The organism is Sphingomonas sp. ABOLE (assembly GCF_003950455.1).
GTDB classification, from domain to species: Bacteria; Pseudomonadota; Alphaproteobacteria; order Sphingomonadales; family Sphingomonadaceae; genus Sphingomonas; species Sphingomonas trueperi.
The window spans coordinates 1-24,879 of the sequence record NZ_QQWY01000009.1; the positions used below are offsets into that span (position 1 = coordinate 1).

Genomic DNA, 24,879 nt, shown 5'->3' on the forward strand with positions numbered 1-24,879 from the left:
GCCCCAAGGCGCGGTAGCCCCGCCGCCCCCGGCGACCAGCGCCTCGCCGAGCCGCTGAGCGTTGCTTCGGCCCCGGCAGCCAAGCGTGCGGGGGCCTTGCGCTTGTACAGCGGACGCGAGGAAGCGCCGTCAGTCGAAAGACTGCGGCGCTACATCGTTGGTAGATCCAGATTCTTTGCCTTCGCCCCTATCGGGGGAAGTGGTGCCCAGAAGAGGACTCGAACCTCCACGACCTTGCGATCGCCAGCACCTGAAGCTGGTGCGTCTACCAATTCCGCCATCTGGGCACGGGGTAGGCCGGCGCCTCTAGTGGAGGTTTGCGGGGGGTGTCAAACACTTTTTGCGAAAAATAATGGACTTCGCGTCGCGCTTGCCGTTTAGCCGTCCGCACGGCATTGGGGCCGCACGTTTGCGAGGCAAGAGGCGGAAGATGAAGGACAGGCTGGTAACCCTGATCGGCGGTGGGGGCTTCCTCGGCCGCTACGTGGCGCAGGAGCTGCTCGCCGCCGGCGCGCGCGTCCGCGTCGTCGAGCGCAAGCCCCGCGACGCCTGGTTTATCAAGACCCAGGGGAATCTGGGCCAGACCCAGCTTGTCGTCGGCGACATCACCAAGCCCGAGACGCTCGCCCGTGCGCTGCAGGGCAGCGACGCGGTGGTGAACTTCGTCGGCATCCTCGCGGGCGATTTCGACAAGGTCCACGTCCAGGGTGCGCGCAACGTCGCCGAGGCGGCCAAGGCCGCGGGTGCCGGCGCGCTGGTGCACATCTCGGCGCTCGGTGCCGATGCCGGCTCGCCCTCCGCCTATGGCCGCAGCAAGGCGGCCGGCGAGCAGGCCGTGCTCGCCGCCTTCCCGGGTGCAACCATTCTGCGTCCCTCGATCGTGTTCGGCCGCGAGGATGCGTTCGTGAACCGCTTTGCGGGCATGATCGCCGGTGCGCCGCTGAACATCGTGCCGATCGTGCGCGGCGAGACCCGGTTCCAGCCGGTGTTCGTCGCCGACGTCGCGCAGGCGGTGACGGCGGCGCTCGCCGATCCGGCGACGCATGGCGGCAAGACCTATACGCTGGGCGGCCCGGACGTGCTGAGCATGTCGGCGCTGCTCCACTGGATCGCCGGCGCGATCGGCCGCAAGCCGCATTTCGTCGAACTGCCCGATTCGCTTAGCGGTCTGATCGCCGCGCTGCCCGGCACGCCGATCACCCGCGACCAGTTCGCGATGCTGCAGGCCGACAATGTCGTGCCGGCGGGTGCCGAGGGCCTCGCCGCGCTGGGCGTTACGCCCACGCCGATGGCGACGGTGGCGCCGAGCTGGCTGGTGCGCTTCCGCCAGGCGGGCCGCTTCAGCCGCTTCCGCGCGACCGCCTGATCCATTCCCCCTGCCGGGCGGCGCCTTGCAGGGGTCGCCCGGCGCGACCCTGCAAGGAGCCTTTCCATGACCACGCTGCTGGTGGCGATCCTGCTCGGCATCGTCGAAGGCGTTACCGAGTTCCTGCCGGTCTCCTCGACCGGACACCTGATCCTCGCCAGCGAGCTGATGGGCTATGATTCGGCGCGCTGGGCGATGTTCAACGTCGTCATCCAGCTGGGCGCGATCCTGGCGGTGGTGGTGCTCTACTGGCGCACCTTCTGGGCGGTGCTGGACGGGCTGCTCAAGCTCAACCCGGTGTCGTTGCGCTTCGTACGCAACCTGCTGATCGCCTTCATCCCCGCCGCGGTGATCGGCCTCGCGCTCCACAAGCATATCGAGGCGCTGCTCGGCGCGCCCAAGGTGGTGGCCTGGGCGCTGATCGTCGGCGGCGTCGCGATTCTCGTCATCGAGCGGCTGGTCAAGTCGGCGACGATCCACGGCATCGCCGAGATCCCGATGGTGCGCGTGATCGGCATCGGCTTCGTCCAGTGCCTGGCGATGGTGCCGGGCATCAGTCGCTCGGGCGCGACGATCATGGGCGCGCTGTCGCTCGGCGTCGAGCGGCGCACGGCAGCGGAGTTCAGCTTCTTCCTCGCCATCCCGACGATGCTGGGCGCAACCGCGCTTGAGCTGCTCAAGAACCGGGAGATGCTGGCGACCAGCGGCGTCGGCTGGGGCGAGATCGGCGTCGGTTTCGTCGTCGCGTTCGTGGTGGCGCTGGCGGTGATCAAGTGGTTCGTCGGCATCGTGAGCAAGCATGGCTTCACGCCCTTCGCGCTCTATCGCATTGTTGCGGGAACGGCCGCACTGATTTGGCTTTCCATGCGATAAGGCCGTTTCGGACCTTTGCGACGTGGGTTTTCGTGTTTGGAAGGTGAAAAGTCGGGTTCTGAACCCATATAGGTAAGTATTACTGTCTTTATTGCGCTGCCGCTCTCCTGTAGGGGGGGCGGCATGGCTGACGATCCCATGCTCAAATTCGTCGGACGCCCGCAGGCGTATCCGGCCAAGCGCCCCGCCCAGCTGCGTGCGGAAGACTTTCGCGAGATCGCGGAGCGCTATGCGGTGCCCGATGCGGAATCGCAGGCCGGCCGCTGCAGCCAGTGCGGCGTGCCCTATTGTTCGGTGCACTGCCCGCTGCACAACCATATCCCGGACTGGCTGCGCCTGACGGCCGAGGGGCGGCTGCAGGAGGCGTACCAGCTATCCAACAGCACCTCGACCATGCCCGAGATCTGCGGCCGCATCTGCCCGCAGGACCGGCTGTGCGAAGGCAATTGCGTGATCGAATTCTCGGGCCACGGCGCGGTGACGATCGGCTCGGTCGAGAAGTTCATCACCGACACCGCCTGGGCCGAAGGCTGGGTGGAGCCGGTGCAGGTCGGGCGTGATCGCGGCCAGTCGGTCGGCATCATCGGCGCGGGACCTGCGGGCCTCGCCGCCGCCGAATATCTGCGCGGCTACGGCTATGAGGTCCATGTCTACGACCGCTACGATCGTTCGGGCGGGCTGCTCACTTATGGCATCCCCGGCTTCAAGCTGGAGAAGGACGTGGTGATGCGCCGCGTCGACCGGCTCGAGCAGGCGGGCATCGTCTTCCACCGCAATTTCGAGGTCGGCCGCGACGCGACGCTGGGCGAACTCCGCCAGCGCCACGATTCGATCCTGGTCGCCACCGGCGTTTACAAGGCGCGCGCGATCAAGGCGCCGGGCGTCGGCGCCAAGGGCGTGGTCGACGCGCTCGATTACCTCACCGCGTCGAACCGCAAGAATTTCGGCGACGCGGTGCCAGCCTATGACGATGGCAGCCTCAACGCGCTCGGCAAGCATGTCGTGGTCGTCGGCGGCGGCGATACCGCGATGGACTGCGTCCGCACCGCGATCCGCCAGGGCGCGGCGTCGGTGAAGTGCCTGTACCGTCGCGACCGGGCGAACATGCCGGGCTCGCAGCGCGAAGTCGCCAATGCCGAGGAGGAAGGCGTCGAGTTCGTCTGGCTCTCCGCGCCGGAAGCGTTCGACGGCACCGAGCAGGTGACCGGCGTGCGTGCCTCCAAGATGCGCCTCGGCGCGCCCGACGCCTCGGGCCGCCGCGCACCGGAGGTCGATCCGGGCGGGGCGCTGCAGATGCCGGCCGACCTCGTCATCAAGGCGCTCGGCTTCGAGCCCGAAGACCTGCCCAAGCTGTTCGGCGCCGAGGAACTGGGCGTCACCCGCTGGGGCACGCTGCGCACCGACGGCAAGACGATGATGACGAGCATGGACGGCGTGTTCGCCGCCGGCGACATCGTCCGCGGCGCGAGCCTGGTGGTGTGGGCGATCCGGGATGGTCGCGACGTCGCGGCGCATATGCATGCGTGGATGAAGGCACGGGCCAAGGCACCGGTCTCGGCACAGCGCGAAGCGAGCGTCGCATGAAGGCGCTCGCCACCGCACTGCTGCTCGCCGCCGCCAGCCCTGCGCTGGCGCAGACCCAGCCCCCAGCGGCGTCCGCACCGGCCGCCGCCGCGCCCGATCCCGCGCGCCTCGCCGTCGCGCGCGAGCTGGCGGACAAGCTGATCCCGCAGGGCATGTACCAGCGGATGCTGGGCGGGAATTTCAACCGCATGATGGAGTCGATGGTGGGCTCCGCCGCGGAGATTCAGATGCGCGACTTCGCGCAGATGGGCGGGATGAGCGAGGCGGAGGTTGCCGCGCTCGGCCAGACGACGCTGCGCGAGGTGATGGAGATCTATGATCCCTATTGGCAGGAACGCCAGCAGCGGATGATGCGGTCGATGATGGGCGAGATGGGCAAGCTGATGTCCACGCTCGAGCCCAAGGTGCGCGTCGCGCTCGCCCGGGCCTATGCGCGCGAATATACGCTGCCCGAGCTGCAGGCGCTCCAGCGCTTCTTCGCGACGCCGGCGGGCAGCCATTATGCGCGCAGCTCGATGGAGCTGATGATGGGGCCGGACATGGCGCAGACCATGGCCGAGGCGATGCCGGAGATCATGAAGCAGATGCCGGCACTGGTGCAGGCGGCGCAAGCCGGCACCAAGGACCTCCCGCCGCCGCGCAAGGCCGAGGATCTGACGCCGCAAGAGCGCGAGAAGATCCTGAAGCTGCTGGGCGCGAAGTCCGCCCCGCCCGCCAAGAAGTAAGCACCGCGCGCCCACGGGGCCCGCGCGAAGGAAGATCGAGGAAGACAATGGACGACATCAAGCTGGCCGCCGAGCGCCAACGCCTCGCCCGTGAGGGCATGTACCGCCCCGAATATGAAGGCGATGCCTGCGGCGTGGGCATGGTTGCGGCGACCGACGGTCAGGTGTCGCGCCGGGTCGTCCAGTCGGCGATCGATGCGCTGAAGGCGGTGTGGCACCGCGGGGCGGTGGATGCCGACGGCAAGACCGGCGACGGCGCCGGCATCCATGTCGATCTCCCCTTGCGCTTCTTCGACGAGCAGATCGTCGGCAGCGGCCACCGCGTGCTGCCGAACCGCCTCGCCGTCGGCATGATCTTCCTGCCGCGCACCGACCTCGGCGCGCAGGAGACCTGCCGCACCATCGTCGAGAGCGAGATCATCGAGGCGGGCTACACCATCTATGGCTGGCGCCAGGTGCCGGTCGACGTCTCGGTGATCGGCATGAAGGCGCAGGCGACGCGCCCCGAGATCGAGCAGATCATGATCGCCGGGCCGATGCCCGACGCGATGGACGCCGCCGAGTTCGAGCGCCAGCTCTATCTGATCCGCCGTCGCATCGAGAAGCGGGTGATCGCGGCGCAGGTGGGCGGCTTCTACATCTGCTCGCTGTCGTGCCGCTCGATCATCTACAAGGGCCTGTTCCTCGCCGAATCGCTGTCCGACTTCTACCCGGACCTCAAGGATTCGCGCTTCGAGAGCCGCGTCGCGATCTTCCACCAGCGCTATTCCACCAACACCTTCCCGCAATGGTGGCTGGCGCAGCCGTTCCGCTGCCTGGCGCATAACGGCGAGATCAACACGATCCGCGGCAACCAGAACTGGATGCGCAGCCACGAGATCAAGATGGCGAGCATCGCGTTCGGCGAGCAGAGCGAGGACATCAAGCCGGTGATCCCGGCCGGCGCGTCGGACACGGCCGCGCTCGACGCGGTGTTCGAGGCGATCTGCCGCTCGGGCCGCGACGCGCCCACCGCCAAGCTGATGCTGGTGCCCGAAGCCTGGCAGCAGGACGAGGATACGCCGCCGGCGCACGCCGCGATGTACCAGTATCTCGCCTCGGTGATGGAGCCGTGGGACGGCCCCGCAGCACTTGCGATGACCGACGGCCGCTGGGCGGTGGCGGGCATGGACCGCAACGCGCTCCGCCCCTTGCGCTATACCCAGACCTCGGACGGGCTGCTGATCGTCGGGTCGGAAACCGGCATGGTGCCGGTGCCCGAGGCGAACGTCGTCGCCAAGGGCCGGCTCGGGCCGGGCGAGATGATCGCGGTGGACCTCGACGAGGGCAAGCTGCTCCACGACCGCGCGATCAAGGACCAGATCGCCGGCGAGGCCGATTACGCTTCGATGGTGCAGGGCTTCCTGTCGATCGACGACCTGCCCGCGGCGCCGGCCGAGACCTATTATGAGCGCGCCGAGCTGTCGCGCCGCCAGGTCGCCGCCGGCCAGACGCTCGAGGACATGGAACTGATCCTCGCGCCGATGGTCGAGACCGCCAAGGAAGCGATCGGCTCGATGGGCGACGATACGCCGCTCGCGGTGATCTCGTTCAAGTCGCGGCTGATCAGCCAGTTCTTCCGCCAGAATTTCAGCCAGGTGACCAACCCGCCCATCGATCCGTTGCGCGAGCGCTATGTGATGTCGCTCAAGACGCGGTTCGGCAACCTCGCCAACATCCTCGATACCGAAGGCGCGGGCAGCCCGGTGCTGGTGCTGGAGAGCCCGGTGCTCACCAATGCCGACTGGCACCGGTTGCGCGCGCATTTCGGGTCGAGCGCGGCGGAAATCGACTGCACCTTCGCGGCCGATGGCGATCCCGAATCGCTCAAGCTCGCGATCAAGCGCATCCGCCACGAGGCCGAGCAGGCCGTCCGCGCCGGCTGCACCGAACTGTTTCTCACCGACGAACATAGCGGGCCCGACAAGGCGGCGATCGCCGGCGTGCTGGCGGCGGCGGCGGTGCACACCCACCTCGTCCGCCGGGGGCTGCGCTCCTATGCCAGCGTCAACGTCCGCACCGCCGAGTGCCTCGACACGCATTATTATGCGGTGCTGATCGGCGTCGGCGCGACCACGGTGAACGCCTATCTGGCCGAGGCCGCGATCGCCGATCGGCACGCGCGCGGCCTGTTCGGCGAGCTGAGCCTCGCCGAGTGCCTGAAGCGCCACCGCAAGGCGATCGACGAGGGACTGCTCAAGATCCTGTCGAAGATGGGTATCGCGGTGATCAGCTCCTATCGCGGCGGCTATAATTTCGAAGCGGTGGGCCTCAGCCGCGCGCTGGTGAACGACCTGTTCCCCGGCATGCCGGCCAAGATCTCGGGCGAAGGCTATGCCTCGCTCCACCTCTCGGCGATGATGCGCCACGAGGCGGCCTATGATGCGGGCGTGGCGACGCTGCCGGTCGGCGGATTCTACCGCCAGCGCGCGGGCGGCGAGGCGCATGCCTATTCGGCGCAGCTGATGCACCAGCTGCAGACCGCGGTCTCGAACGACAGCTATTCGAGCTATCTCGCCTTCTCGCGCGGGGTGCGGGACCTGCCGCCGGTGTATTTGCGCGACCTGCTCGAGTTCAACTTCCCCGAGAGCGGCGTGCCGATCGACCAGGTCGAGGCGATCACCGAGATCCGCAAGCGCTTCGTCACCCCCGGCATGTCCTTGGGCGCGCTCAGCCCCGAGGCGCACGAGACGCTGGCGATCGCGATGAACCGGATCGGCGCGCGCGCCGTCTCGGGCGAAGGCGGCGAGGATTCGGCGCGCTACACGCCCTACGAGAATGGCGACAACGCCAACTCCTCGATCAAGCAGGTCGCCTCGGGACGGTTCGGCGTGACCGCGGAATATCTCAACGCCTGCGACGAGATCGAGATCAAGGTCGCGCAGGGCGCCAAGCCCGGCGAGGGCGGGCAGCTGCCCGGCTTCAAGGTCACCGAGTTCATCGCCAAGCTGCGCCATGCGACGCCGGGCGTGACGCTGATCTCGCCGCCGCCGCACCACGACATCTATTCGATCGAGGATCTGGCGCAGCTGATCTACGATCTGAAGCAGATCAATCCGCGCGCGCGGGTGTGCGTCAAGCTGGTCAGCTCGGCCGGCATCGGCACCGTCGCGGCGGGCGTCGCCAAGGCCCATGCCGACGTGATCCTGGTCGCCGGCCACAATGGCGGCACCGGCGCCTCGCCGTTCACCTCGATCAAATACGCTGGCACGCCCTGGGAAATGGGCCTGTCCGAGGTGAACCAGACGCTGACGCTCAATGGCCTGCGCGGCCGCATCAAGCTGCGCACCGATGGCGGGCTCAAGACCGGGCGCGACATCGTCATCGCCGCGATCCTCGGCGCCGAGGAGTTCGGCATCGGCACGCTGAGCCTGGTGGCGATGGGCTGCATCATGGTCCGCCAGTGCCATTCGAACACGTGTCCGGTGGGCGTCTGTACCCAGGACGAGAAGCTGCGCGCCAAGTTCGTCGGCACGCCGGAGAAGGTCATCAACCTGATGACCTTCATTGCCGAGGAAGTGCGCGAGATCCTCGCCAAGCTCGGCTGCAAGAGCCTGGACGACGTGATCGGCCGCACCGAGCTGCTCCGCCAGGTCAGCCGCGGCGCCGAGCATCTCGACGATCTCGACCTCAACCCGATCCTCGCCAAGGTGGACGCGGACGATGCCGAGCGGCGCTTCAGCCTCAGCACCTTCCGCAATGACGTGCCGGACAGCCTCGACGCGCAGATGATCAAGGATGCCGCACCCGTGTTCGCGCGCGGCGAGAAGATGCAGCTCACCTATTCGGTGCGCAACACCCACCGCGCGGTGGGCACGCGGCTCTCGTCCGAGGTCACGAACAAGTTCGGCATGTCGACGCTGCAGGATGGGCACGTCCATGTCCGGCTGCGCGGCTCCGCGGGCCAGTCTCTCGGCGCGTTTCTCTGCAAGGGCATCACGCTCGAGGTGTTCGGCGACGCCAACGACTATGTCGGCAAGGGCCTGTCGGGCGGCATCATCGTGGTGCGGCCGATGGTCAGCTCGCCGATCGAGTCGTGGAACAACACGATCATCGGCAACACCGTACTATACGGTGCCACCTCGGGCCGGCTGTTCGCGGCAGGCCAGGCGGGCGAGCGTTTTGCGGTGCGCAACTCGGGCGCCGACGTGGTGGTCGAGGGCTGCGGCGCGAACGGCTGCGAATATATGACCGGCGGCACCGCGGTGGTGCTCGGCCGCGTCGGCATGAACTTCGGCGCGGGCATGACCGGCGGCATGGCGTTCGTTTATGATGTCGACGGCAGTTTCGAGCGCCACGCTAATCCGGAGAACATCACCTGGAACCGGCTGGCCTCCAGCCACTGGGAGGCCAAGCTCCGGTCGCTGGTCGAGGCCCATGCGGAGGAGACCGACAGCAAATGGTCGAAAGGCCTGCTGGAGGACTGGGACCGCGAAATCGGCAAGTTCTGGCAGGTGGTGCCGAAGGAAATGCTCACCCGGCTGCCGCATCCGCTGAACGACACCGTCGAAGCGGTGGCGGCGGAGTGAAAGAGGGGAGGTGGGGAGAGTTCCCCACCTCCGTCATCCCGGCGAAAGCCGGGATCCATTCGCCGGTCGCTCGCGGCAGGAGCCGAGACGGAGGCCCCAATGGATTCCGGCTTTCGCCGGAATGACGGGTTTGACGGGATGGCTTCATTCCAGTGCGGCGGCCACGTCGGTGTGGCGGAAGTCGTCGTCCTTGAAGAGCAGCGGGCAGTCCGCAAGGGCGGCGACCGCATAGGCCATGCAGTCGCCATAGTTCAGGCGGGCGGGATGACGTCCCTTGCCGAAACGGTCGAACGCGTCGGCGGCGACCTGCAGGTGATCCTCGCCGAACGGCACGATCACGAAGGGCGGCTTGGCGATCAACGCCGAGCCGGCGTCTGCGGCCGCGCGGGTCGATTGCCCGAGCACCACCATGCGAAACTCCAGTGCCGTCGGTGCGCCGATCAGCACGGTGTCGGTCTCGTCCAGCAGCGCCGCGATGCGATCCGCTTCGGGCTCGCCGAAGAGCAGGGCGACGAGTGCCGAGGTGTCGATCGCGATCACCGCGGCAGGCCGTGCTCGTCATATCCCAGTATGTCGTCGGCGCTGTGATCATTGCGCGGCTGACCGGCTGCAACTGCCTGGGCCCGCTTCAGCCGATCGGTGAAGCTGTCCTTGCTGGTCCGGTCGCGATCCATTGCCTCGCGCACGGCCATGCGGATCGCCGTCGTATAGCTCACCCCCTTGGCGCGCGCGTAGCGGCGCACCAGCCGGTCGGTCTCTTCGTCCTTGATGCTGAGCGCCATGGTGCGGCTCCGTTCTAGAATGCTTCTCAAAATATAGAAATGCGGCCCGCGCTACAACGAGTCTTCCCCGGCCCATTTCCGCTGCTTATGGCTTTCCCCATGTGGCAGCTCCTTCAATTCCCGCTCTGTCCCTTCTCGCGCAAGGTCCGGCTCCTGCTGGGCGAGAAGGGCATCGCCTATGAGCCGGTGCGCGAATCACCGTGGCAGCGGCGCGACGAATTCCTCGACCTCAATCCCACCGGCCAGACCCCGGTGATGATCGATGCCGAGCGCCACGTGACCCTGATCGACTCGACCGTGATCTGCGAATTCTTCGAGGAGACGGTGACCAAGAACGCGCTGCTCAACGGCTCGGCGGTCGATCGCGCCGAGATCCGCCGGCTGGTGGTGTGGTTCGATAACAATTTCTACAGCGACATCACCGCGCCGCTGCTCCACGAGCGGATGATCAAGCGGATCGTCTATCGCCAGCCGCCCGACGCCAAGGTGCTGCGCGACGCGATGAAGGCGGCGGTCGGGCATCTCGACTATATCGATTACCTGCTCGATCACCGCACCTGGCTGGCCGGTGCGACGATGAGCCTTGCCGACATTACCGCGGCGGCGCAGATTTCGGTCGCCGATTATCTGGGCGGAATCGACTGGAAGAGTCATGAGCTCGCCAAGCGCTGGTATATCGGGATGAAGAGCCGCCCGAGCTTCCGCCAGCTGCTCGCCGAGCGGATGGAGGGAATCACGCCGCCGGCCGATTACGAGAAGCTGGACCTGTAACGCGGGATAATCGCGGGGCCCGGCGCGTTTGGCTGCCAAACGGGAGAGAGTCCGCGATGCTCGAACATATACCGCACTGGCTGGGAAGCGCGCTGAAGGGGCTGCGCGCCGGCGCCAACAAGCTGGCGATCGTCCAGCCCGAACTCGGCAGCTTCGAGGTGCTCCACCTTGCCAGCCCGGCCTTTGCGAACGGCGGCCGCCTGCCCGAGCGCTTCACCGCGGACGGCGAGGGGGTGTCGCCGCCCCTGTTCTGGACCGGCGTGCCCGAGGGCACCGAGTGCCTGGCGCTGATCGTCGAGGATCCCGATGCGCCGGCGCCGCAGCCGCTGGTCCATGCGGTGATCTGGGGCCTGCCGGTCGAGGGCGACCTGAAGGAAGGCGCGATCCGCGCCGATGGGGCTGGCGATGCGGAGGGCAAGGATGTCGGCCGCAACAGCTTCCTCGGCGAGGGCTGGCTCCCGCCCGATCCGCCGACCGGCCATGGTCCGCACCATTATGCCTTCCAGCTGTTCGCGCTCGGCGGCGGCTGCGAGATCGGCGACAATCCCGGCCGCAGCGCGCTGGTCAAGGCGATGGCGGGGCATGTGCTCGCCGCCGGGCTGCTCACCGGCGTCTATTCGCGCGGTGAGGAAGCCCCCACCGGGCTGGTCGGCGAAACCGCGCCGGTCTGAGACCGGCGCGGCGCCGTTCAGCCGTTGACGACCGTGCCGCCGTTCGGGTGGAGTACCTGGCCGGACATGTAGCTCGAATCCTCGCAGGCGAGGAACAGGAAGGCCGGGGCGACTTCGTTGGGCTGGCCCGGCCGGCCCATCGGCACGCTCTCGCCGAAATGTTCGAGCTTCTCGGGCGACGCGCCGCCGCTCGGGTTGAGCGGGGTCCAGATCGGGCCCGGGGCGACGGCGTTCACGCGGATGCCCTTCTCGATCAGGTTCATCGACAGGCTGCGGGTGAAGGCAGTGATCGCGCCCTTGGTGGCGCTATAGTCGAGCAGCTCGGGCTCGCCCTGATACATCGTCACCGAGGTGCAGTTGACGATCGCGGCGCCCCGTTTGAGGTGCGGCGAGGCGGCCTGGACCAGGAAGAACATCCCGAAGATGTTGGTCTGGAAAGTCCGCCGGAGCTGCTGCTCGGTGATGTCGACGATGTCCTTGTCGGGATGCTGCTCCCCGGCATTGTTGACGAGAATGTCGAGGCGGCCGAACTCGGCGATCACCTTCTGCACGGCGTCCTCGCAGAACGCCTTGTCGCCCACGTCACCCGCAATGGTGATCGCGCGGCGGCCTTCGGCGCGGACCGCTTCTGCGGTGTCCTCGGCATCCCGGTGTTCGTTGAGATAGACGATGGCGACATCGGCGCCTTCGCGGGCGTAGAGCGCGGCGACCGCCCGGCCGATCCCGCTGTCGGCGCCGGTGACGATGGCCACCTTGTCCTTCAGCCGATCCGATCCGCGATAGCGCGGCTGCCACTCGGGCTTGGGATCAAGCGTGCGCTCCTCGCCGGGGAGCGCATCCTCGCGGACTCGGTCGATTACATGGTCTTCGGACATCGGCACGGCTCCTTGGATCTTGGGGGGGTGCCGAAAGAACCGGGCGCATGGGCCCCAAGTTCCAGATAAAAGGGGCCGCCGGGGCGGCCGGCAGGGTCAGCCGAGGAAGCTGGAGCCCTGCAGGCTGCTGCCGAGGATCATCACGCTGGTGATGCCGAACGATGCGACGCCGATGAGAAAGCTGCGGAACATGCTGATCTTCTCCGTCTGTGCGAGCGCGATCATGCGACCGGGATCACGGGGGTGGAGAACAGGACGAGCGCGGCGGTGAGCAGGACGGCGGCGCTGACGGCGATGGTCTGGTGCAGCGAAGCGAGACGAGCGGTCATGGTACTTACTCCCTGTGGTTCGGCGGACGGGCCATCCGACGGCCGATGCCAGCAGTTTTGCAGGGAGCGTGCCAACTCTGCTAAGTAGCTGTAATTCCTATGATGAGCTGCAATTCCGAACACAAGTAGGGCGAATTGCGAGACGAACGTTGGTAAATTTCGCCATTCAGCGGCGAAATTCGCTATAGCTGGCGCTGCCGATTTTCACCTGATTGCGGCCTTCGTGCTTCGCCAGGTACAGCAGCCGGTCGGCGCGGTGGAATGCGGTCTGGTGCATCTCGCCCGGCTCCACCGGCGTCAGCCCGGCCGAGAAGGTGATCTCGCCCAGCGGCGCGTCGTTGTCGCGAAGCTTGTAGCGCTTGGCCTGGACGGTGCCGCGGGCATGCTCGAGCACCGCGCGCGCCTGGTCGAGCGGCACGTTGGTGAAGAGGATGGCGAACTCCTCGCCGCCATAGCGCGTCACGAGGTGCCCGCGGCAGCACAGGCTCAGCGCGTCGGCGATCACCCGCAGCACGCGGTCACCCACCGCATGGCCGAAGCGATCGTTGACCGACTTGAAGTGATCGATGTCGCACACCGCGATGCACATGCTGCCCCCGGCGGCCTCCTGCGCGGCGAAGGCTTCCTCGAAGGCGCGACGATTGGGCAACTGGGTCAGCGGATCGCGGCGCGCATTGTCGCGCGCTTCTTCCAGCTTTTCGCGCAGGTCGTTCGCCTCGCGCGTTGTGCTTTCCAGCTTTTCCTCGGCGACGCGGATGCGGTCGAGCATCGCCGCGGTGATCCGGACGACGTCGTCATTTGCCTGCGGCACGTCGCCGCCGGTCGTCATCGCCTCGGCGCTCGCCGCCAGGTCGCGGCCGAAATCGGCAGTTTCGGCGCGCATCGCCGTCACCATGTCGGCAAAGCCCTCGACCTGCATCTGGGTGCGCGCGACCAAGCCTTCGGTGCGTGCCTTGAGATCGGCATGGCCGTCGGACGGATCTTCGGGGCTGTGGTCTGCGCTGAGCGTCTGGATGTCGCGCGGGGTGATCCGCACGCCGCGTTCGGTGATCAACTCCACGGCGCGGGCGAGTGCGTCTTCGGGTTCGGTAAACAGCCGGTGGACGAAGGCGTAGTTGGTCGGCGTCGGTGCCAGCCGCTGGTCGAGCAGGAACGCGCCGATCCGCTCGAAAAGCGCTCGGCCCTCGTCTCCTTCCATCTCTGGACGAATGGCACGCGCGATGCGCATACGCTCCTAACCCCCGTGCAAATCACGGCATGACGGCCGCTATGTTGCGCACAACGAATAAGCAGAGAGTGCTAATATTGAGTTGCCGGTACGTTCATCCTGAACGCGCGCACCTTCGAGGCAGGGCACCAGTCGGCGCATTATGGCCGTAAACCAGAGGTTTGGCGAGTTTTCACGGTGAACTGGTACCGATCCGAAGGTTTAATGCCCTCTGGATCGGTACGACGAAAAGCGCGGCGCTGGGACCCTGGCGCGTCAGTTCCGGTGAGTCGCGCGGTATTTTTCCACCGCGGCGAGGGTGAGTCGGATATGGTCGGCGGGGTTCGGATCCGAGTGGACGAACAGCACCTTGCCGTCGGGCGCGATCACATAGCTGGTCCGGCTGGTGAACTTGGCGACGGTGCCGTCGGGCTTCTTGGCCGCCACGTCATAGCCCGTAGCCACCTCGGGCGTCGCGGCGGCGACGGCGAACTTGCCCGCGCAATATTGGCTGCTGAACTGTTCGAGCTGGTCGACATTGCCGGCGGTCATGCCGATCACGGTCGCGCCTGCCTTGGTGAAATCGGGCAGCGCCTCGGCAAAGGCATGCGCCTCGGCGTTGCAGCCCGAGGTGAAGGCGGCCGGGAAGAAGTAGAGCACGACCGGGCCCTTCTTGAGCGCGGCCTTCAAGTCGACGGTGATCGGCTTGCCGGCCGCCGCGCCCTTGGCAATGAACACGGGGGCCTTGGCGCCGGTGGTGAGCGACGCATTCGCCGGCATCACGGCGAAGGGCAGGGCAAGGGCGGCAAGGGCGAGCTTCAGGCGCATATCGGTCTCCCAGGATAATTGGCCGTGTCTAGGCCACCCCGAACGCGGCGGCTAGCGGGTGAAGGCGATGCCGATCCGCGCGTGCGTGTCGTTCACGTTGTAGCGGTCTAGCGCTTCGCCATTGCCGGTGAATGCCTGTCCGAAGAGGTAGATGCCCAGGCCGCCGCCCAGCCGCCGCAGCGGATAGGAGACAAAGGCTTCGGCTGCACCGTGGCCGGTCTTCACATTGCCGCGCGCTGTGAGCGCGAGCTTGATGCCGTCCTTCTGCTGGATCGAGGTGGCGAGCGCGGTATAGCCGTAATACTCCTTCATGTCGTGGAAGGTGCCGCTACTGCCGACATAGACCCAGGCCTGCGGGGCGATGTCGATCCGCCAGTCGCCGCCCAGATCGAAGGTCTTTTCGCCCCGCACGAAGATGCGATTGATGTCGACCGAATCGGTGACACCGCGCCCGTTCGAATCGTGCCGCCAGCCGAGCGCGACCCGCGCCGTCTCGTCGACCGGCACATCGGCATAGAGCTCGGGGCTGTAGTTGGTCGAGCGGAAGGGACCTGAGGGTTCGTTCACCGCCCAGAACATCGTCTGGGTATAGGCGAAGCGGAAATTGCCGAGCTGGAGCGGCGCATCCTCGGCGAAGGGCCGCACCGCGAAGCTGACCTGCACCTTGCCCCCCGCATCGTCGGTGCCGAAGGCGCCGTAGATCGGCTCGTGCGGCTCGAACCGGGCGAGCAGCCCGCTCGAGCTGCCCGTCGAGCTCTGCACCACGGTTTCCTGCTCGGGCATCTCGGCCGGCTTGTGCTGCGCCGCCGGCGGCACCGCGAGCCCGGCGACCCCCACCGGCACGTAGCGCGCCTTGGCGAAGCCGTGCGGGGCGATGGTGGGCGTCGGCCCGGGGGTGCGCTCCAGCATCAGCCGGGTGCCGTCGGCGGCGGTGATCTCGAGCTGGCGCGGGCCGGCATCGGCGATCGGCGCCTCGCCCTCGTTGACTAGGAACACCTCGACGCCGCGCAGCGCCGCCTGTTCGGAGGCGGGCTGGGCCGGCACCGCGCGGACCTGCGCCAGCGCAGGCAGGGCGACAAAGCAGAGGCCGAGCAGGGGAAGGACGGCGATACCACGCATATTCCGGGAAGTGGCAGGCGTTTGTGACCTTGGCGAGTCAAATTCGGCCCGGTAGGGCTGGGGCATGGCCGTTTCCCAAACCGACATCGCGCTTGCCGCCCGCCTCGCCGACGCCGCCGGCGCCGCGATCCGCCCCTATTTCCGCGCCGAGCACGGCGTGGAGGCGAAGGAGGACCAGTCGCCGGTCACCCTCGCCGATCGCGCCGGCGAGGAGGCGATGCGCAAGCTGCTGATCGCCGAGCGCCCGATGGACGGCATCATCGGCGAGGAATTCGGCGTCCGCGAAGGCACCAGCGGCCGGCAATGGGTGCTCGACCCGATCGACGGCACCCGCGCCTTCATCGCCGGGCGCCCGGTGTTCGGCACGCTGATCGCATTGGTCGACAATGGCTGGCCGGTGCTGGGGGTGATCGACCAGCCGATCATCGGTGAGCGCTGGCTGGGCGTCACCGGCCGCCAGACGCTGTTCAACGGCAAGCCCGCCACCACCCGCATCTGCCGCGAGCTGAACCAGGCGATTCTCGCCACCACCTCGCCCGCGCTGTTCGACGACGGCCAGTTGCACGCCTTTGAGCATCTCGACGCCAAGGTGATGAGCACGGTGCTTGGCGGCGACTGCTACAATTATGGCTGCGTCGCGAGCGGCTGGCTCGACATCGTCGTCGAGGCCGGCCTCAAGCTCCACGACTTCGCCGCGCTGGTGCCGGTGATCGAAGGCGCGGGCGGGCGGATGTGCGACTGGCAGGGCGATCCGCTCCACGCCGGCAGCAACGGCGAGGTGATCGCGGCGGGCGACCCGGCGCGGATCGACGACATTCTCGAGGCGATGGACTGCCGAGGGCACTGATTGGGGTCAGCGCCCGTCCCAGAAAGCGGGATGGGCGTCGATCGTGCGGACCAGCCAGTCGGCGATCCGGCGCTGTTCCGCCAGCCCGTAATGGCCATGGCAGGCGGTGGCGCGAAACTCCGCGGTGGGGAAGGGCAGGAACAGTATGTCTCGGGCTCCGGCCGTGCGGGCCGCGGTGCCGATCTGCGTCTCCGCCGCACGCAGCATCGCGACCTGCTCGGGCGGTGCACCGCTGGTGTCGAACCACCAGAGGAGGAAGACTGCGCGTGGATAGCGGCCTTGCAGCCGCGCGAGAAACTGGCCGTAGTGCTTGGCATAGTCGGCGACGAGCGCGTCGAGCGTCGGCCAGCGCGCATCGGGGCGGAAGCCGGCGAAATCGGCCTGCAGCTTGAGCATCACGATCTGCGGCTGCCAGTGCGGATCACGGTAAAGGGCGGGCTCGGCCGGCAGGCGGCGCGGCCATAGCTGCTCCATCGTCCCCTGCGGTGCGGTGCCGCCGAAGTTGCGGATCAGCCCGCGGCCGGAGATAGCATTCACCTGATAGTCGGCGCCGAAATGCTGCGCGGCAAGCGCGGCGAAGGCATCGGGCGTATCAGTGGTGGCGCGGACCTGCGCCTCGGTGCAGTCGATCCGATCGGCCCGCGCGGCATAGCCCGCCATCGACGAATCGCCGATGAACTCGATCTGCCGCTGGCGCGGCTGGGGAGCGGGCAGGCTGCTACCCGGGCCAACCAAGAAGCCGCCGAAGCGCGCGGGCGCGGCGCTTTCGGTGACCTTGTCGAGCCGGATGTGGTGCGCGCCGGGTGAGAGACCGTCGATCGTCGCATCGGTCTTGCCCGGGCGATCGATCGTCACCGGCGGCCCGCCGTCGATGCTCGCGCGCCATTCGTTGATCGCATCGTCAAACCGCAGCACCACGCGCCGTCCGCGAAAGGCCGCTTCGAAATAGACGCCCGGCCATTGATGGCGATAGCTGGTGGCGGTCGCCTCGACTCTACCGCCGACGTGAATGGGCAAGTCTTCCAGTGCCTCCGATGCAGGAGGCGCGATCCTCACCCGCTGCGGCGGTCGAACGTCGCCCGCCATGGCGAGCGCAGCGGAGAGGATCAGCAAGCGCAGCATCGCGCACCGATCCTGCGCCCGCCCAGCCATCTCGTGCAAGCGGATCAGAAGATGCCGAGGAACTTCTTGCGCTGCCGCTTCTCTTCGCCGACGTTCGCCTTGCCGCTTTCCGACTTGGCGGTGGTGCCGCGGCCGACATCGTCGCGCGGGCGGCCCTTCGCGTCGCGCTGGCTGGCGGCGGTGGCTCCGGACAGGACTGGCCCGCAATCGGCGGCCTTGGCATCGCCGAAGTCGACGAAGGCGAGGACACCAGCGATCGGGGTGGCGGCCATTGCCAAGCCCAGTCCTGCACCGGCGCGACCGACCAATTCAGGGCTGATCACGCTGATCCCCGGCTTGGCGAAATAGCCCCCGATCCCCACCGGCGACTGGCCCGAGAACAGGCTGAACCGCTTCGAATCGGCACGGAAGGCGAGGTCGATCGTCTCGTTCTTGAAGCTGAACCCGCCGCGGCCAAGCATCACGTTCTTCTGCGTGTCGATCAGGATCGGGTCGGCCGCGGCGATGCCGTCGCGGACGGTGAAGCCGATCAGCCCGCAATTGATCTGCACCGGCTCCTTCAGCTTCTTCTCGAACATCTTCTGGACGAAGGTGCCGATGTCGAACTCGGCGAGCTCGGTGTTGCGGGTCCAGAAATTGCCCTTGGGCAGGATCACCGCGATGCGGCCGTTGGCGGTGCCGAGCGAATCACGGACGCTGTTGCCGCTGCCGTTCATCTGGATGCGTGCCTTGAGCATGCCGGTGGTGCCGGACTGCTCGGCGCCGAAGCCGGCAAGCAGCACGCCCATCGGCGTCGGCGACAGGCGGATGTCGTAGGTGGTGAACACCGGCGTCTTGCGCGCGTCGATGCTGATGTCCGAGCTCACCGTGCCGCGCGCCAGGCTGAAGTTGAGCGGGCTCAGCTTGAGCAGCCGGTCGTTGAGATCAAGGCCCAGCTCGATGTTCGACACCGGCAGGTTGGGCGCGCGGACGGTGCGCACCTGCCACTGCACCTTCGCATCGAAATTCTTCAGCGCCTCGATCCGCAGCGGCGCGTCCGGCAGCAGCCGCGGCGTGCCGGAGACCTGCGTCACCGCCGCCTGCGCACCCTGAGCCGCCAGCGCATCGGGATTGTAGCCGATGAACGGCCCGGCATCGACGACGTCGAGCACATGGGTGAACAGGTCGGCGGTCACCAGCATGCGCGGCTCGCCGAGCTTCACCGTGAACTTGCCGGCGAGGTCGCTGTCGCCGAACCGGCCCTTCATGCCGGTGAAGCGCCATGCGTCGCCTGCCTTGGTGACGACCGAGGTCAGCCGGTAGCTTCGCGTGTCGGGCACCGCGATGCCGGCGAGCAGGAATATGTCGGCGAGGTTCTGCCCGCGCAGGTCCATGTGGAGCTTGGCGCCTTCCAGCACCGTTGCGCCGGGCAGCGTGCCCGCGATGTCGACCCGGCTGCGCACGCCCTCGGCATGCAGCCGCAACCGGTTCTCGCCGCCCGCCAGCGTCTTGTTGGAGGAGAGCAGCGCGCCCGCCAACGTGAAGCGGGCCCCACGCGCCGTCCCGTTGCCGTCGAAGCGGATCGTGTCGGCGAAGCGATTGTCCTCGGCCGCCACCGTGTCGACGCGAATCGCCGCATCAAGCTGGTGGCGGGGATCGAGGTAGCGGATCTGCGTGCCGGCGATTCGCGCGCGCTGGATCAGCGGCATGGTCAGCGGCTCGCCGCCGCCGCCGCCGAAGGTCCACGTATTCTGCTTCCCGTCGCGATCCCATTGCAGGTCGATTCGCCCGTCGGTGAGGCCGAGCCACTGGAAGCGCTTCTGGTCCGCGAGCAGCGAGAAGGTGGCGATTCGCGCATCGATCCGGGTGGCGGTGAAGAACGGGCTGGTGCCCGCCCAGTCCGGGTTCTCGACGCTCAGCCCTTCGGCCACGAACTTCAGGTTGAACGGCGCGAAATAGAGCTGGAAGTCGCCCGCCACGCGCACCCTGCGGTCTGCGCTGCTGCTCGCGATCAATTCGAACGTGCCCTTGAGGAACCGGCCCTTGGTGACGAACAGCACCGCCCAGGCGAGCACCGCCAGCCCCACCAGGCTGGTGACGACCGCGATCGTCGCGGCGAGCGGCGCGCCCATCGCGCGCGCCGGCCGGGGCTGCGGGGGGGCCTGCTCGGCGGTGAGAACGGGGCTGTCCAGATCGGCCATGAACCTCAAAATCCTTGCTGCCCGCGCGGTTCCCCGGTGGTTGCATAACGCCCAACCATCGGCTAAGGGGCCGCCTTTCCGCGATCGAGGGACCGTCCGGCTAATAGGGCTGCCGCGGCTGTCTGCAATCGTCGAACCATAAGGAGACGAAAATGCCCAAGCTCAAGACCAAGAGCGGTGTGAAGAAGCGCTTCAAGTTCACCGCCACGGGCAAGGTGAAGCACGGCGTCGCCGGCAAGCGCCACCGCCTGATTTCGCACAATTCGAAGTATATCCGTACCAACCGCGGCACCAGCGTGCTGGCCGACGCCGACGTGGCACACGTCAAGGCGTGGGCGCCGTACGGCCTGAAGTAAGGGAGTCCTGAAAAATGGCACGAGTGAAGCGTGGTACGACCACCAAGGCGAAGCATAAGCGGATTTTGGATCAGGCGAAGGGCTATTATGGCCGTCGCAAGAACACCATCCGCATCGCGCGCCAGGCCGTCGAAAAGGCCGGCCAGTACGCCTATCGCGACCGCAAGGTAAAGAAGCGCAGCTTCCGCGCCCTGTGGATCCAGCGCATCAACGCCGGCGTCCGCGCCGAAGGCCTGACCTATTCGCAGTTCATGCACGGCCTCAAGCTGGCCGGTATCGAACTCGACCGGAAGGTCCTGGCCGACATCGCGATGCACGAAGGTGAGGCGTTTACCGCCATCATCGCGCAGGCGAAGGCGGCACTGCCCCAGGCCGCCTGAGCGGTTCTGCGAGCAAGCTGAAAATGGGGCGTCGAGGCTAAGGCTTCGGCGCCCTTTTTCTTGGGTTTCCAACAGGGGAGACGATCCCGTGGCGATGAAGACCTGGTGGCTCTACGTCACCGCCGTGTTCTTTGTTTCGATGACGCCGGGGCCGAACATGCTCCACGTGATGGTGCAGAGCATCCGCGAGGGCGCGGCCCGCGTGCTGCCGACCACTGCGGGGCTGATGAGCGCGAACCTGTTCTGCCTGATCGCATCGGCGGCCGGGCTGGGGGCGCTGCTCAAGGCGTCGCCGGGCCTGTACGACGTGCTGCGCTATGCGGGGGTCGCCTATCTGGTGTGGCTGGGCATCAAGGCCTGGCGCGCGCCGGTGGAGGAAGCCCATGAAGATGCGCCGGTGCCGGTGCGCCAGTCGGTGCGGGCGCGCTATCTGACCGGGCTCGGCACCGGGCTGTCCAACCCCAAGCTGATCGTCTTCGCCGCCGCGCTGTTCCCGCAGTTTCTCGACGTGGGCCGGCCGTTCCTGCCGCAATTGGCGATCCTGATCGCGACCTTCGCGGTGATCGAGGCCTTTTGGTTCTCGGTCTATGCGCTGGGCGGCCGCTCGCTCGCGGCATGGCTGGCACCGGCGGCGCGGCAGCGGATGTTCAACCGGGTGACGGGCGGCGTATTCGTCGCCTTCGGCGCCGCCCTGCTCGGCAGTCGGGTATAGCGTTCCCTCAAACGCCTTGACCTAGGGCCCCGTCTGGGGTTCCAGCCATCTCGCACAGTGAACGGAAAACGATGACCACCGATCTCGATACCCTGCGCGGCGAGCTGCTTGCCGCGATCGATGCCGCCACCGCGCTCGATGCGCTGGAGGCGGTGCGCGTCCAGGCGCTCGGCAAGCAGGGCGCGATCACCGGCCTGCTCAAGACGCTCGGCAAGCTCACCCCCGAAGAGCGCCAGGAACAGGGCCCGCGCATCCATGGCCTGCGCGAAGCCGTCACCGAGGCGCTCGCGACCGCCAAGGCCGCGCTGGAGCAGGCCGCGCTCGACGCGCGCCTCGCCAGCGAGACGGTGGACATGACGCTGCCGGTCGACGGCGTGGCCCCCGGCTCGGTCCACCCGGTCAGCCAGGTGATGGACGAGCTGGCCGAGATCTTCGCCGATCTGGGCTTCGCGGTCGCCACCGGCCCCGAGGTCGAGGACGACTGGCACAATTTCACCGCGCTCAACATTCCGGAGACGCATCCGGCGCGCGCGATGCACGATACCTTCTACCTCGCCGGCGCGCATGAACGGCCGATGGTGCTGCGCACGCACACCTCGCCGGTGCAGATCCGCACGATGACGAGCAGCAAGCCCCCGATCCGCATCATCGCGCCGGGCCGCGTCTATCGCTCGGATTCGGACGCGACGCACACGCCGATGTTCCACCAGATTGAAGGCCTGGTGATCGACAAGGGCATCACGCTCGGCCACCTCAAGTGGACGCTGGAGACCTTCCTCAAGGCGTTCTTCGAGCGCGACGACATCGTGCTGCGCCTGCGCCCCAGCTATTTCCCCTTCACCGAGCCTTCGGCCGAAGTCGATGTCGGCTTCACCTGGAAGGACGGCAAGCGCGTGATCGGCGGCAGCGGCGACGCGCCCGGCGGCGGCTGGATGGAAGTGCTGGGCAGCGGCATGGTGCACCGGCGGGTGATCGAGGCCTGCGGGCTCGATCCGGACGAATGGCAGGGCTTCGCCTTCGGCACCGGCGTCGACCGGCTGGCGATGCTCAAATATGGGATGGACGACTTGCGCCCCTTCTTCGACGGCGATCTGCGCTGGCTCAAGCATTACGGCTTCTCGGCGCTCGACGTGCCCACGCTGAGCGGGGGAGTGGGCGCATGAAGTTCACCCTCTCGTGGCTCAAGGAGCATCTGGAGACCGAGGCCTCGCTGACCGAGATCCTCGAGGCGCTGACCCGTGTCGGCCTCGAAGTCGAGGGCGTCGAGAATCCCGCCGAGCGGCTGAACGGCTTCCGCGTTGCCCGCGTGCTGACGGCCGACCGCCACCCCCAGGCCGACAAGCTGCAGGTCCTCAGCGTCGAGACCGGCGACGGCGTGCTGCAGGTCGTCTGCGGTGCGCCCAATGCCCGCGCGGGGCTAGTCGGCGTGCTCGGCCTGCCCGGCGCGGTGGTGCCGGCCAACGGCATGCAGCTCAAGGTCTCGGCGATCCGCGGCGTCGAATCGAACGGCATGATGTGCTCGACGATGGAGCTGGAGCTCGGCGAGGATCATGACGGCATCATCGAGCTGCCGGCCGATGCGCCGGTAGGCACCGCCTTCGCCGACTATGCGGGGCTCGACGATCCGGTGATCGACGTCTCGATCACGCCGAACCGCCAGGATTGCATGGGCGTGCGCGGCATTGCGCGCGACCTCGCTGCGGCCGGCCTCGGTACGCTCAAGCCGCTCGACGCGGTGATCGCCGACCTGCCGGCGATCGCGCCGCAGGGCGCGGGTCCGGACGTGCGCACCGACGACGCGGCGGGCTGCCCGGCCTTCTACGGCCAGGTCGTGCGCGGCGTGAAGAACGGGCCGTCGCCCGACTGGCTGCAGCAGCGCCTCAAGGCGGTGGGGCAGAAGCCGATTTCCGCGCTGGTCGACATCACCAACTTCGTAATGTTCGGGCTCGGCCGCCCGCTCCATGTGTATGACATGGCGAAGCTCTCGGGCGGGCTGGTCGCGCGCAAGGCCAAGGACGGCGAGACCGTGCTGGCGCTGAACGGCAAGACCTACACGCTCACCGACTCGATGACCGTGATCGCCGACGATGCGGCGGTGCACGACATCGGCGGCATCATGGGCGGCGAGCATTCGGGCTGTTCGGACGACACGACCGACGTGCTGATCGAATGCGCCTATTTCGATCCCGAGCATATCGCCCGCACCGGCCAGAAGCTGCTGCTGACCAGCGACGCGCGCACCCGCTTCGAGCGCGGCGTCGATCCCGAATTTCTCGACGAAGGGCTGGCGATCGCCACCCGGCTGGTGCTGGCGCTTTGCGGCGGTACGCCGAGCGACGTCACTCGCAGCGGCATGCCGCCCAAGGGGGGCGCGGTCGTCGGCTATGATCCCATGCTGGCGGAAACGCTGGGCGGCCTCGCCGTGCCGGCCGCTAGCCAAGTCGAGATCCTCGAAAGCCTCGGCTTTGTCGTCCAGCCGCTCGACGGCAATGGCGATCCGGTGGAGCTGGGCGAGGGCTTCGAAGCCTTTCGCGTCACCGCGCCGAGCTGGCGTCGCGACATCGACGGCCCGGCCGACATCGTCGAGGAAGTGATCCGCATCGCCGGCATCGACAACGTGCCCTCGACCCCGCTACCGCGCACCCCTGGTGTCGCGACGCCCACCGCGACGCCCGAGCAGAAGCTCGAGCGCCGGATGCGCCGCACCGCCGCCGCGCGCGGGCTGAACGAAGCGATTACCTGGAGCTTCCTCCCAGAAGCGCAGGCCGACGTCTTCGGCGGCGGCGCCTGGACGCTGGCCAACCCGATCAGCGAGGACATGAAGGTCATGCGTCCCTCGCTGCTGCCCGGCCTGCTGGCGGCGGCGGAGCGCAACCTCAAGCGCGGCGCCACCAGCGTGCGCCTGTTCGAGGTCGGCCGCCGCTATCTGGCGGACAAGGAGCGCCTGACGCTCGGTGTCGTGCTGGCCGGGTCCAAGGCTGCGCGCGGCTGGCAGACGGGCAAGGCCCAGCCCTTCACCGCGTTCGACGCCAAGGCCGAGGCGCTGGCGCTGCTCGAGGCCGCCGGTGCGCCGGTCGCCAACCTGCAGGTGATGGGTGAGGCGGGTGCTGCCTACCATCCCGGCCAGTCGGCGACGCTGCGGCTGGGCCCCAAGACCGTGCTCGCCGGCTTCGGCATGGTCCACCCGAGCGTGCTCAAGGCGTTCGACCTGGACGGCGCGGTGGCAGCGGTGGAGATCCATCTCGACGCGCTGCCCGCGAAGAAGTCGACCGGCTTCACCCGCCCGGCCTTCACGCCCCCGGCGCTCCAGGCGGTGACCCGCGACTTCGCCTTCCTGGTGCCGACCGCGCTGGCGGCGGGCGATCTCGTCCGGGCCGTGAAGGGTGCCGACAAGGGCACGATCGTCGACGCGCGGCTGTTCGACCTGTTCACCGGCCAGGGCGTGCCGGAGGGACAGAAGTCGTTGGCCATTGAAGTCACGCTGCAACCGGGCGAAAAGAGCTTCACCGACGCGGATCTGAAGGCGGTGGCCGACAAGGTCGTCGCGGCGGCCGCAAAGCTTGGCGCAACCCTGCGAGGATGAT

The 24,879-nt window shown here is 67.7% G+C and carries 22 protein-coding genes and 1 tRNA gene; 13 read left to right on the plus strand and 10 right to left on the minus strand.

What is annotated here, in order from left to right; all coding sequences use genetic code 11:
- Positions 1-200 precede the first annotated feature (200 nt).
- Positions 201-287: transfer RNA gene (locus CA234_RS07340), tRNA-Leu, on the minus strand.
- Between the two features lie 143 nt (positions 288-430).
- On the opposite strand from CA234_RS07340, the gene CA234_RS07345 reads away from it, so the two are divergent.
- The 5 genes from CA234_RS07345 (at position 431) to gltB (ending at position 9,116) form a co-directional block, all read left to right on the plus strand.
- Positions 431-1,366 carry a complex I NDUFA9 subunit family protein gene (locus tag CA234_RS07345; RefSeq protein WP_125975790.1) on the plus strand — a complete coding sequence of 312 codons (936 nt, stop codon included), beginning with the start codon at positions 431-433 and terminating at the stop codon, positions 1,364-1,366.
- Between the two features lie 66 nt (positions 1,367-1,432).
- Complete coding sequence (locus CA234_RS07350) at positions 1,433-2,239, plus strand: undecaprenyl-diphosphate phosphatase (protein ID WP_125975792.1); 807 nt, start codon at positions 1,433-1,435, stop codon at positions 2,237-2,239.
- Positions 2,240-2,362: 123 nt separating this feature from the next.
- Positions 2,363-3,823, plus strand: a complete 1,461-nt coding sequence (locus CA234_RS07355; RefSeq protein WP_126001272.1) for an NAD(P)-dependent oxidoreductase — start codon at positions 2,363-2,365, stop codon at positions 3,821-3,823.
- A complete protein-coding gene (locus CA234_RS07360) occupies positions 3,820-4,548 on the plus strand; it encodes a DUF2059 domain-containing protein (protein WP_126001273.1) in 729 nt (242 codons plus the stop codon). The genes CA234_RS07355 and CA234_RS07360 overlap by 4 nt, the downstream gene beginning before the upstream one ends.
- 47 nt (positions 4,549-4,595) lie before the next feature.
- A complete protein-coding gene (gene gltB / locus CA234_RS07365) occupies positions 4,596-9,116 on the plus strand; it encodes a glutamate synthase large subunit (RefSeq protein WP_126001274.1) in 4,521 nt (1,506 codons plus the stop codon).
- A gap of 144 nt (positions 9,117-9,260) precedes the next feature.
- On the opposite strand, the gene CA234_RS07370 is transcribed toward gltB, so the two are convergent.
- Entirely contained in the window at positions 9,261-9,656 is a 396-nt protein-coding gene (locus tag CA234_RS07370; RefSeq protein ID WP_126001275.1) for a type II toxin-antitoxin system VapC family toxin, read from the minus strand.
- On the minus strand, positions 9,653-9,898 hold the full coding sequence (locus tag CA234_RS07375; protein ID WP_125975802.1) for a type II toxin-antitoxin system VapB family antitoxin: 246 nt from the start codon (positions 9,896-9,898) through the stop codon (positions 9,653-9,655). Before CA234_RS07375 ends, CA234_RS07370 begins: the two co-directional genes overlap by 4 nt.
- Before the next feature lie 99 nt (positions 9,899-9,997).
- On the opposite strand from CA234_RS07375, the gene CA234_RS07380 reads away from it, so the two are divergent.
- A complete protein-coding gene (locus CA234_RS07380) occupies positions 9,998-10,669 on the plus strand; it encodes a glutathione S-transferase family protein (protein WP_084583791.1) in 672 nt (223 codons plus the stop codon).
- Between the two features lie 56 nt (positions 10,670-10,725).
- Complete coding sequence (locus CA234_RS07385) at positions 10,726-11,340, plus strand: YbhB/YbcL family Raf kinase inhibitor-like protein (RefSeq protein ID WP_126001276.1); 615 nt, start codon at positions 10,726-10,728, stop codon at positions 11,338-11,340.
- Between the two features lie 17 nt (positions 11,341-11,357).
- Here the strand turns inward: CA234_RS07385 and CA234_RS07390 are convergent, their stop codons facing one another.
- The 5 genes from CA234_RS07390 to CA234_RS07405 form a co-directional block, all read right to left on the minus strand.
- Positions 11,358-12,215 carry a glucose 1-dehydrogenase gene (locus CA234_RS07390; RefSeq protein ID WP_126001277.1) on the minus strand — a complete coding sequence of 286 codons (858 nt, stop codon included), beginning with the start codon at positions 12,213-12,215 and terminating at the stop codon, positions 11,358-11,360.
- Positions 12,216-12,311: 96 nt separating this feature from the next.
- Positions 12,312-12,440 (minus strand): hypothetical protein, encoded by a 129-nt coding sequence (locus tag CA234_RS25165; RefSeq protein ID WP_277600210.1) that lies wholly within the window; start codon positions 12,438-12,440, stop codon positions 12,312-12,314.
- A 270-nt stretch (positions 12,441-12,710) separates the two neighbouring features.
- Positions 12,711-13,772, minus strand: a complete 1,062-nt coding sequence (locus CA234_RS07395; RefSeq protein ID WP_125975808.1) for a GGDEF domain-containing protein — start codon at positions 13,770-13,772, stop codon at positions 12,711-12,713.
- Between the two features lie 255 nt (positions 13,773-14,027).
- Complete coding sequence (locus tag CA234_RS07400; protein WP_126001278.1) at positions 14,028-14,579, minus strand: redoxin domain-containing protein; 552 nt, start codon at positions 14,577-14,579, stop codon at positions 14,028-14,030.
- A 51-nt stretch (positions 14,580-14,630) separates the two neighbouring features.
- Positions 14,631-15,698 (minus strand): phospholipase A, encoded by a 1,068-nt coding sequence (locus CA234_RS07405; RefSeq protein WP_241213340.1) that lies wholly within the window; start codon positions 15,696-15,698, stop codon positions 14,631-14,633.
- Positions 15,699-15,762: 64 nt separating this feature from the next.
- Between CA234_RS07405 and hisN the strand changes: the two genes are divergently transcribed.
- Positions 15,763-16,545, plus strand: coding sequence for a histidinol-phosphatase (gene hisN, locus CA234_RS07410; RefSeq protein ID WP_125975812.1), 783 nt, complete (start codon positions 15,763-15,765; stop codon positions 16,543-16,545).
- Between the two features lie 6 nt (positions 16,546-16,551).
- On the opposite strand, the gene CA234_RS07415 is transcribed toward hisN, so the two are convergent.
- Both CA234_RS07415 and CA234_RS07420 read right to left on the minus strand, forming a co-directional pair.
- A complete protein-coding gene (locus CA234_RS07415; RefSeq protein ID WP_126001279.1) occupies positions 16,552-17,667 on the minus strand; it encodes an acetylxylan esterase in 1,116 nt (371 codons plus the stop codon).
- 44 nt (positions 17,668-17,711) lie between these two features.
- On the minus strand, positions 17,712-19,847 hold the full coding sequence (locus CA234_RS07420; protein WP_126001280.1) for an AsmA family protein: 2,136 nt from the start codon (positions 19,845-19,847) through the stop codon (positions 17,712-17,714).
- A 152-nt stretch (positions 19,848-19,999) separates the two neighbouring features.
- Between CA234_RS07420 and rpmI the strand changes: the two genes are divergently transcribed.
- From rpmI to pheT, 5 genes are all read left to right on the plus strand, one after another.
- Positions 20,000-20,203 (plus strand): 50S ribosomal protein L35, encoded by a 204-nt coding sequence (gene rpmI / locus CA234_RS07425; RefSeq protein ID WP_010543145.1) that lies wholly within the window; start codon positions 20,000-20,002, stop codon positions 20,201-20,203.
- Between the two features lie 14 nt (positions 20,204-20,217).
- Positions 20,218-20,583, plus strand: coding sequence for a 50S ribosomal protein L20 (gene rplT, locus CA234_RS07430; protein ID WP_010543146.1), 366 nt, complete (start codon positions 20,218-20,220; stop codon positions 20,581-20,583).
- Between the two features lie 88 nt (positions 20,584-20,671).
- Positions 20,672-21,295 (plus strand): LysE family translocator, encoded by a 624-nt coding sequence (locus tag CA234_RS07435; protein ID WP_206431119.1) that lies wholly within the window; start codon positions 20,672-20,674, stop codon positions 21,293-21,295.
- Positions 21,296-21,366: 71 nt separating this feature from the next.
- Positions 21,367-22,458 (plus strand): phenylalanine--tRNA ligase subunit alpha, encoded by a 1,092-nt coding sequence (gene pheS, locus CA234_RS07440; protein WP_126001281.1) that lies wholly within the window; start codon positions 21,367-21,369, stop codon positions 22,456-22,458.
- The gene (gene pheT / locus CA234_RS07445; protein WP_126001282.1) at positions 22,455-24,878 is read left to right on the plus strand and encodes a phenylalanine--tRNA ligase subunit beta; all 2,424 of its coding nucleotides are present in this window, start codon (positions 22,455-22,457) and stop codon (positions 24,876-24,878) included. The genes pheS and pheT overlap by 4 nt, the downstream gene beginning before the upstream one ends.
- Position 24,879 lies beyond the last annotated feature (1 nt).

Bases quoted from the DNA above. Each gene is read 5' to 3' on its own strand.
- CA234_RS07345 (WP_125975790.1), top strand. From the start codon at position 431: ATGAAGGACAGGCTGGTAACCCTGATCGGCGGTGGGGGCTTCCTCGGC.
- pheS (WP_126001281.1), top strand. From the start codon at position 21,367: ATGACCACCGATCTCGATACCCTGCGCGGCGAGCTGCTTGCCGCGATC.
- CA234_RS07405 (WP_241213340.1), bottom strand. From the start codon at position 15,698: ATGCGTGGTATCGCCGTCCTTCCCCTGCTCGGCCTCTGCTTTGTCGCC.
- CA234_RS07355 (WP_126001272.1), top strand. From the start codon at position 2,363: ATGGCTGACGATCCCATGCTCAAATTCGTCGGACGCCCGCAGGCGTAT.
- CA234_RS07350 (WP_125975792.1), top strand. From the start codon at position 1,433: ATGACCACGCTGCTGGTGGCGATCCTGCTCGGCATCGTCGAAGGCGTT.
- gltB (WP_126001274.1), top strand. From the start codon at position 4,596: ATGGACGACATCAAGCTGGCCGCCGAGCGCCAACGCCTCGCCCGTGAG.
- rpmI (WP_010543145.1), top strand. From the start codon at position 20,000: ATGCCCAAGCTCAAGACCAAGAGCGGTGTGAAGAAGCGCTTCAAGTTC.
- hisN (WP_125975812.1), top strand. From the start codon at position 15,763: ATGGCCGTTTCCCAAACCGACATCGCGCTTGCCGCCCGCCTCGCCGAC.
- CA234_RS25165 (WP_277600210.1), bottom strand. From the start codon at position 12,440: ATGATCGCGCTCGCACAGACGGAGAAGATCAGCATGTTCCGCAGCTTT.
- CA234_RS07400 (WP_126001278.1), bottom strand. From the start codon at position 14,579: ATGCGCCTGAAGCTCGCCCTTGCCGCCCTTGCCCTGCCCTTCGCCGTG.
- CA234_RS07385 (WP_126001276.1), top strand. From the start codon at position 10,726: ATGCTCGAACATATACCGCACTGGCTGGGAAGCGCGCTGAAGGGGCTG.
- CA234_RS07380 (WP_084583791.1), top strand. From the start codon at position 9,998: ATGTGGCAGCTCCTTCAATTCCCGCTCTGTCCCTTCTCGCGCAAGGTC.
- rplT (WP_010543146.1), top strand. From the start codon at position 20,218: ATGGCACGAGTGAAGCGTGGTACGACCACCAAGGCGAAGCATAAGCGG.
- pheT (WP_126001282.1), top strand. From the start codon at position 22,455: ATGAAGTTCACCCTCTCGTGGCTCAAGGAGCATCTGGAGACCGAGGCC.
- CA234_RS07415 (WP_126001279.1), bottom strand. From the start codon at position 17,667: ATGCTGCGCTTGCTGATCCTCTCCGCTGCGCTCGCCATGGCGGGCGAC.
- CA234_RS07395 (WP_125975808.1), bottom strand. From the start codon at position 13,772: ATGCGCATCGCGCGTGCCATTCGTCCAGAGATGGAAGGAGACGAGGGC.
- CA234_RS07360 (WP_126001273.1), top strand. From the start codon at position 3,820: ATGAAGGCGCTCGCCACCGCACTGCTGCTCGCCGCCGCCAGCCCTGCG.
- CA234_RS07420 (WP_126001280.1), bottom strand. From the start codon at position 19,847: ATGGCCGATCTGGACAGCCCCGTTCTCACCGCCGAGCAGGCCCCCCCG.
- CA234_RS07390 (WP_126001277.1), bottom strand. From the start codon at position 12,215: ATGTCCGAAGACCATGTAATCGACCGAGTCCGCGAGGATGCGCTCCCC.
- CA234_RS07375 (WP_125975802.1), bottom strand. From the start codon at position 9,898: ATGGCGCTCAGCATCAAGGACGAAGAGACCGACCGGCTGGTGCGCCGC.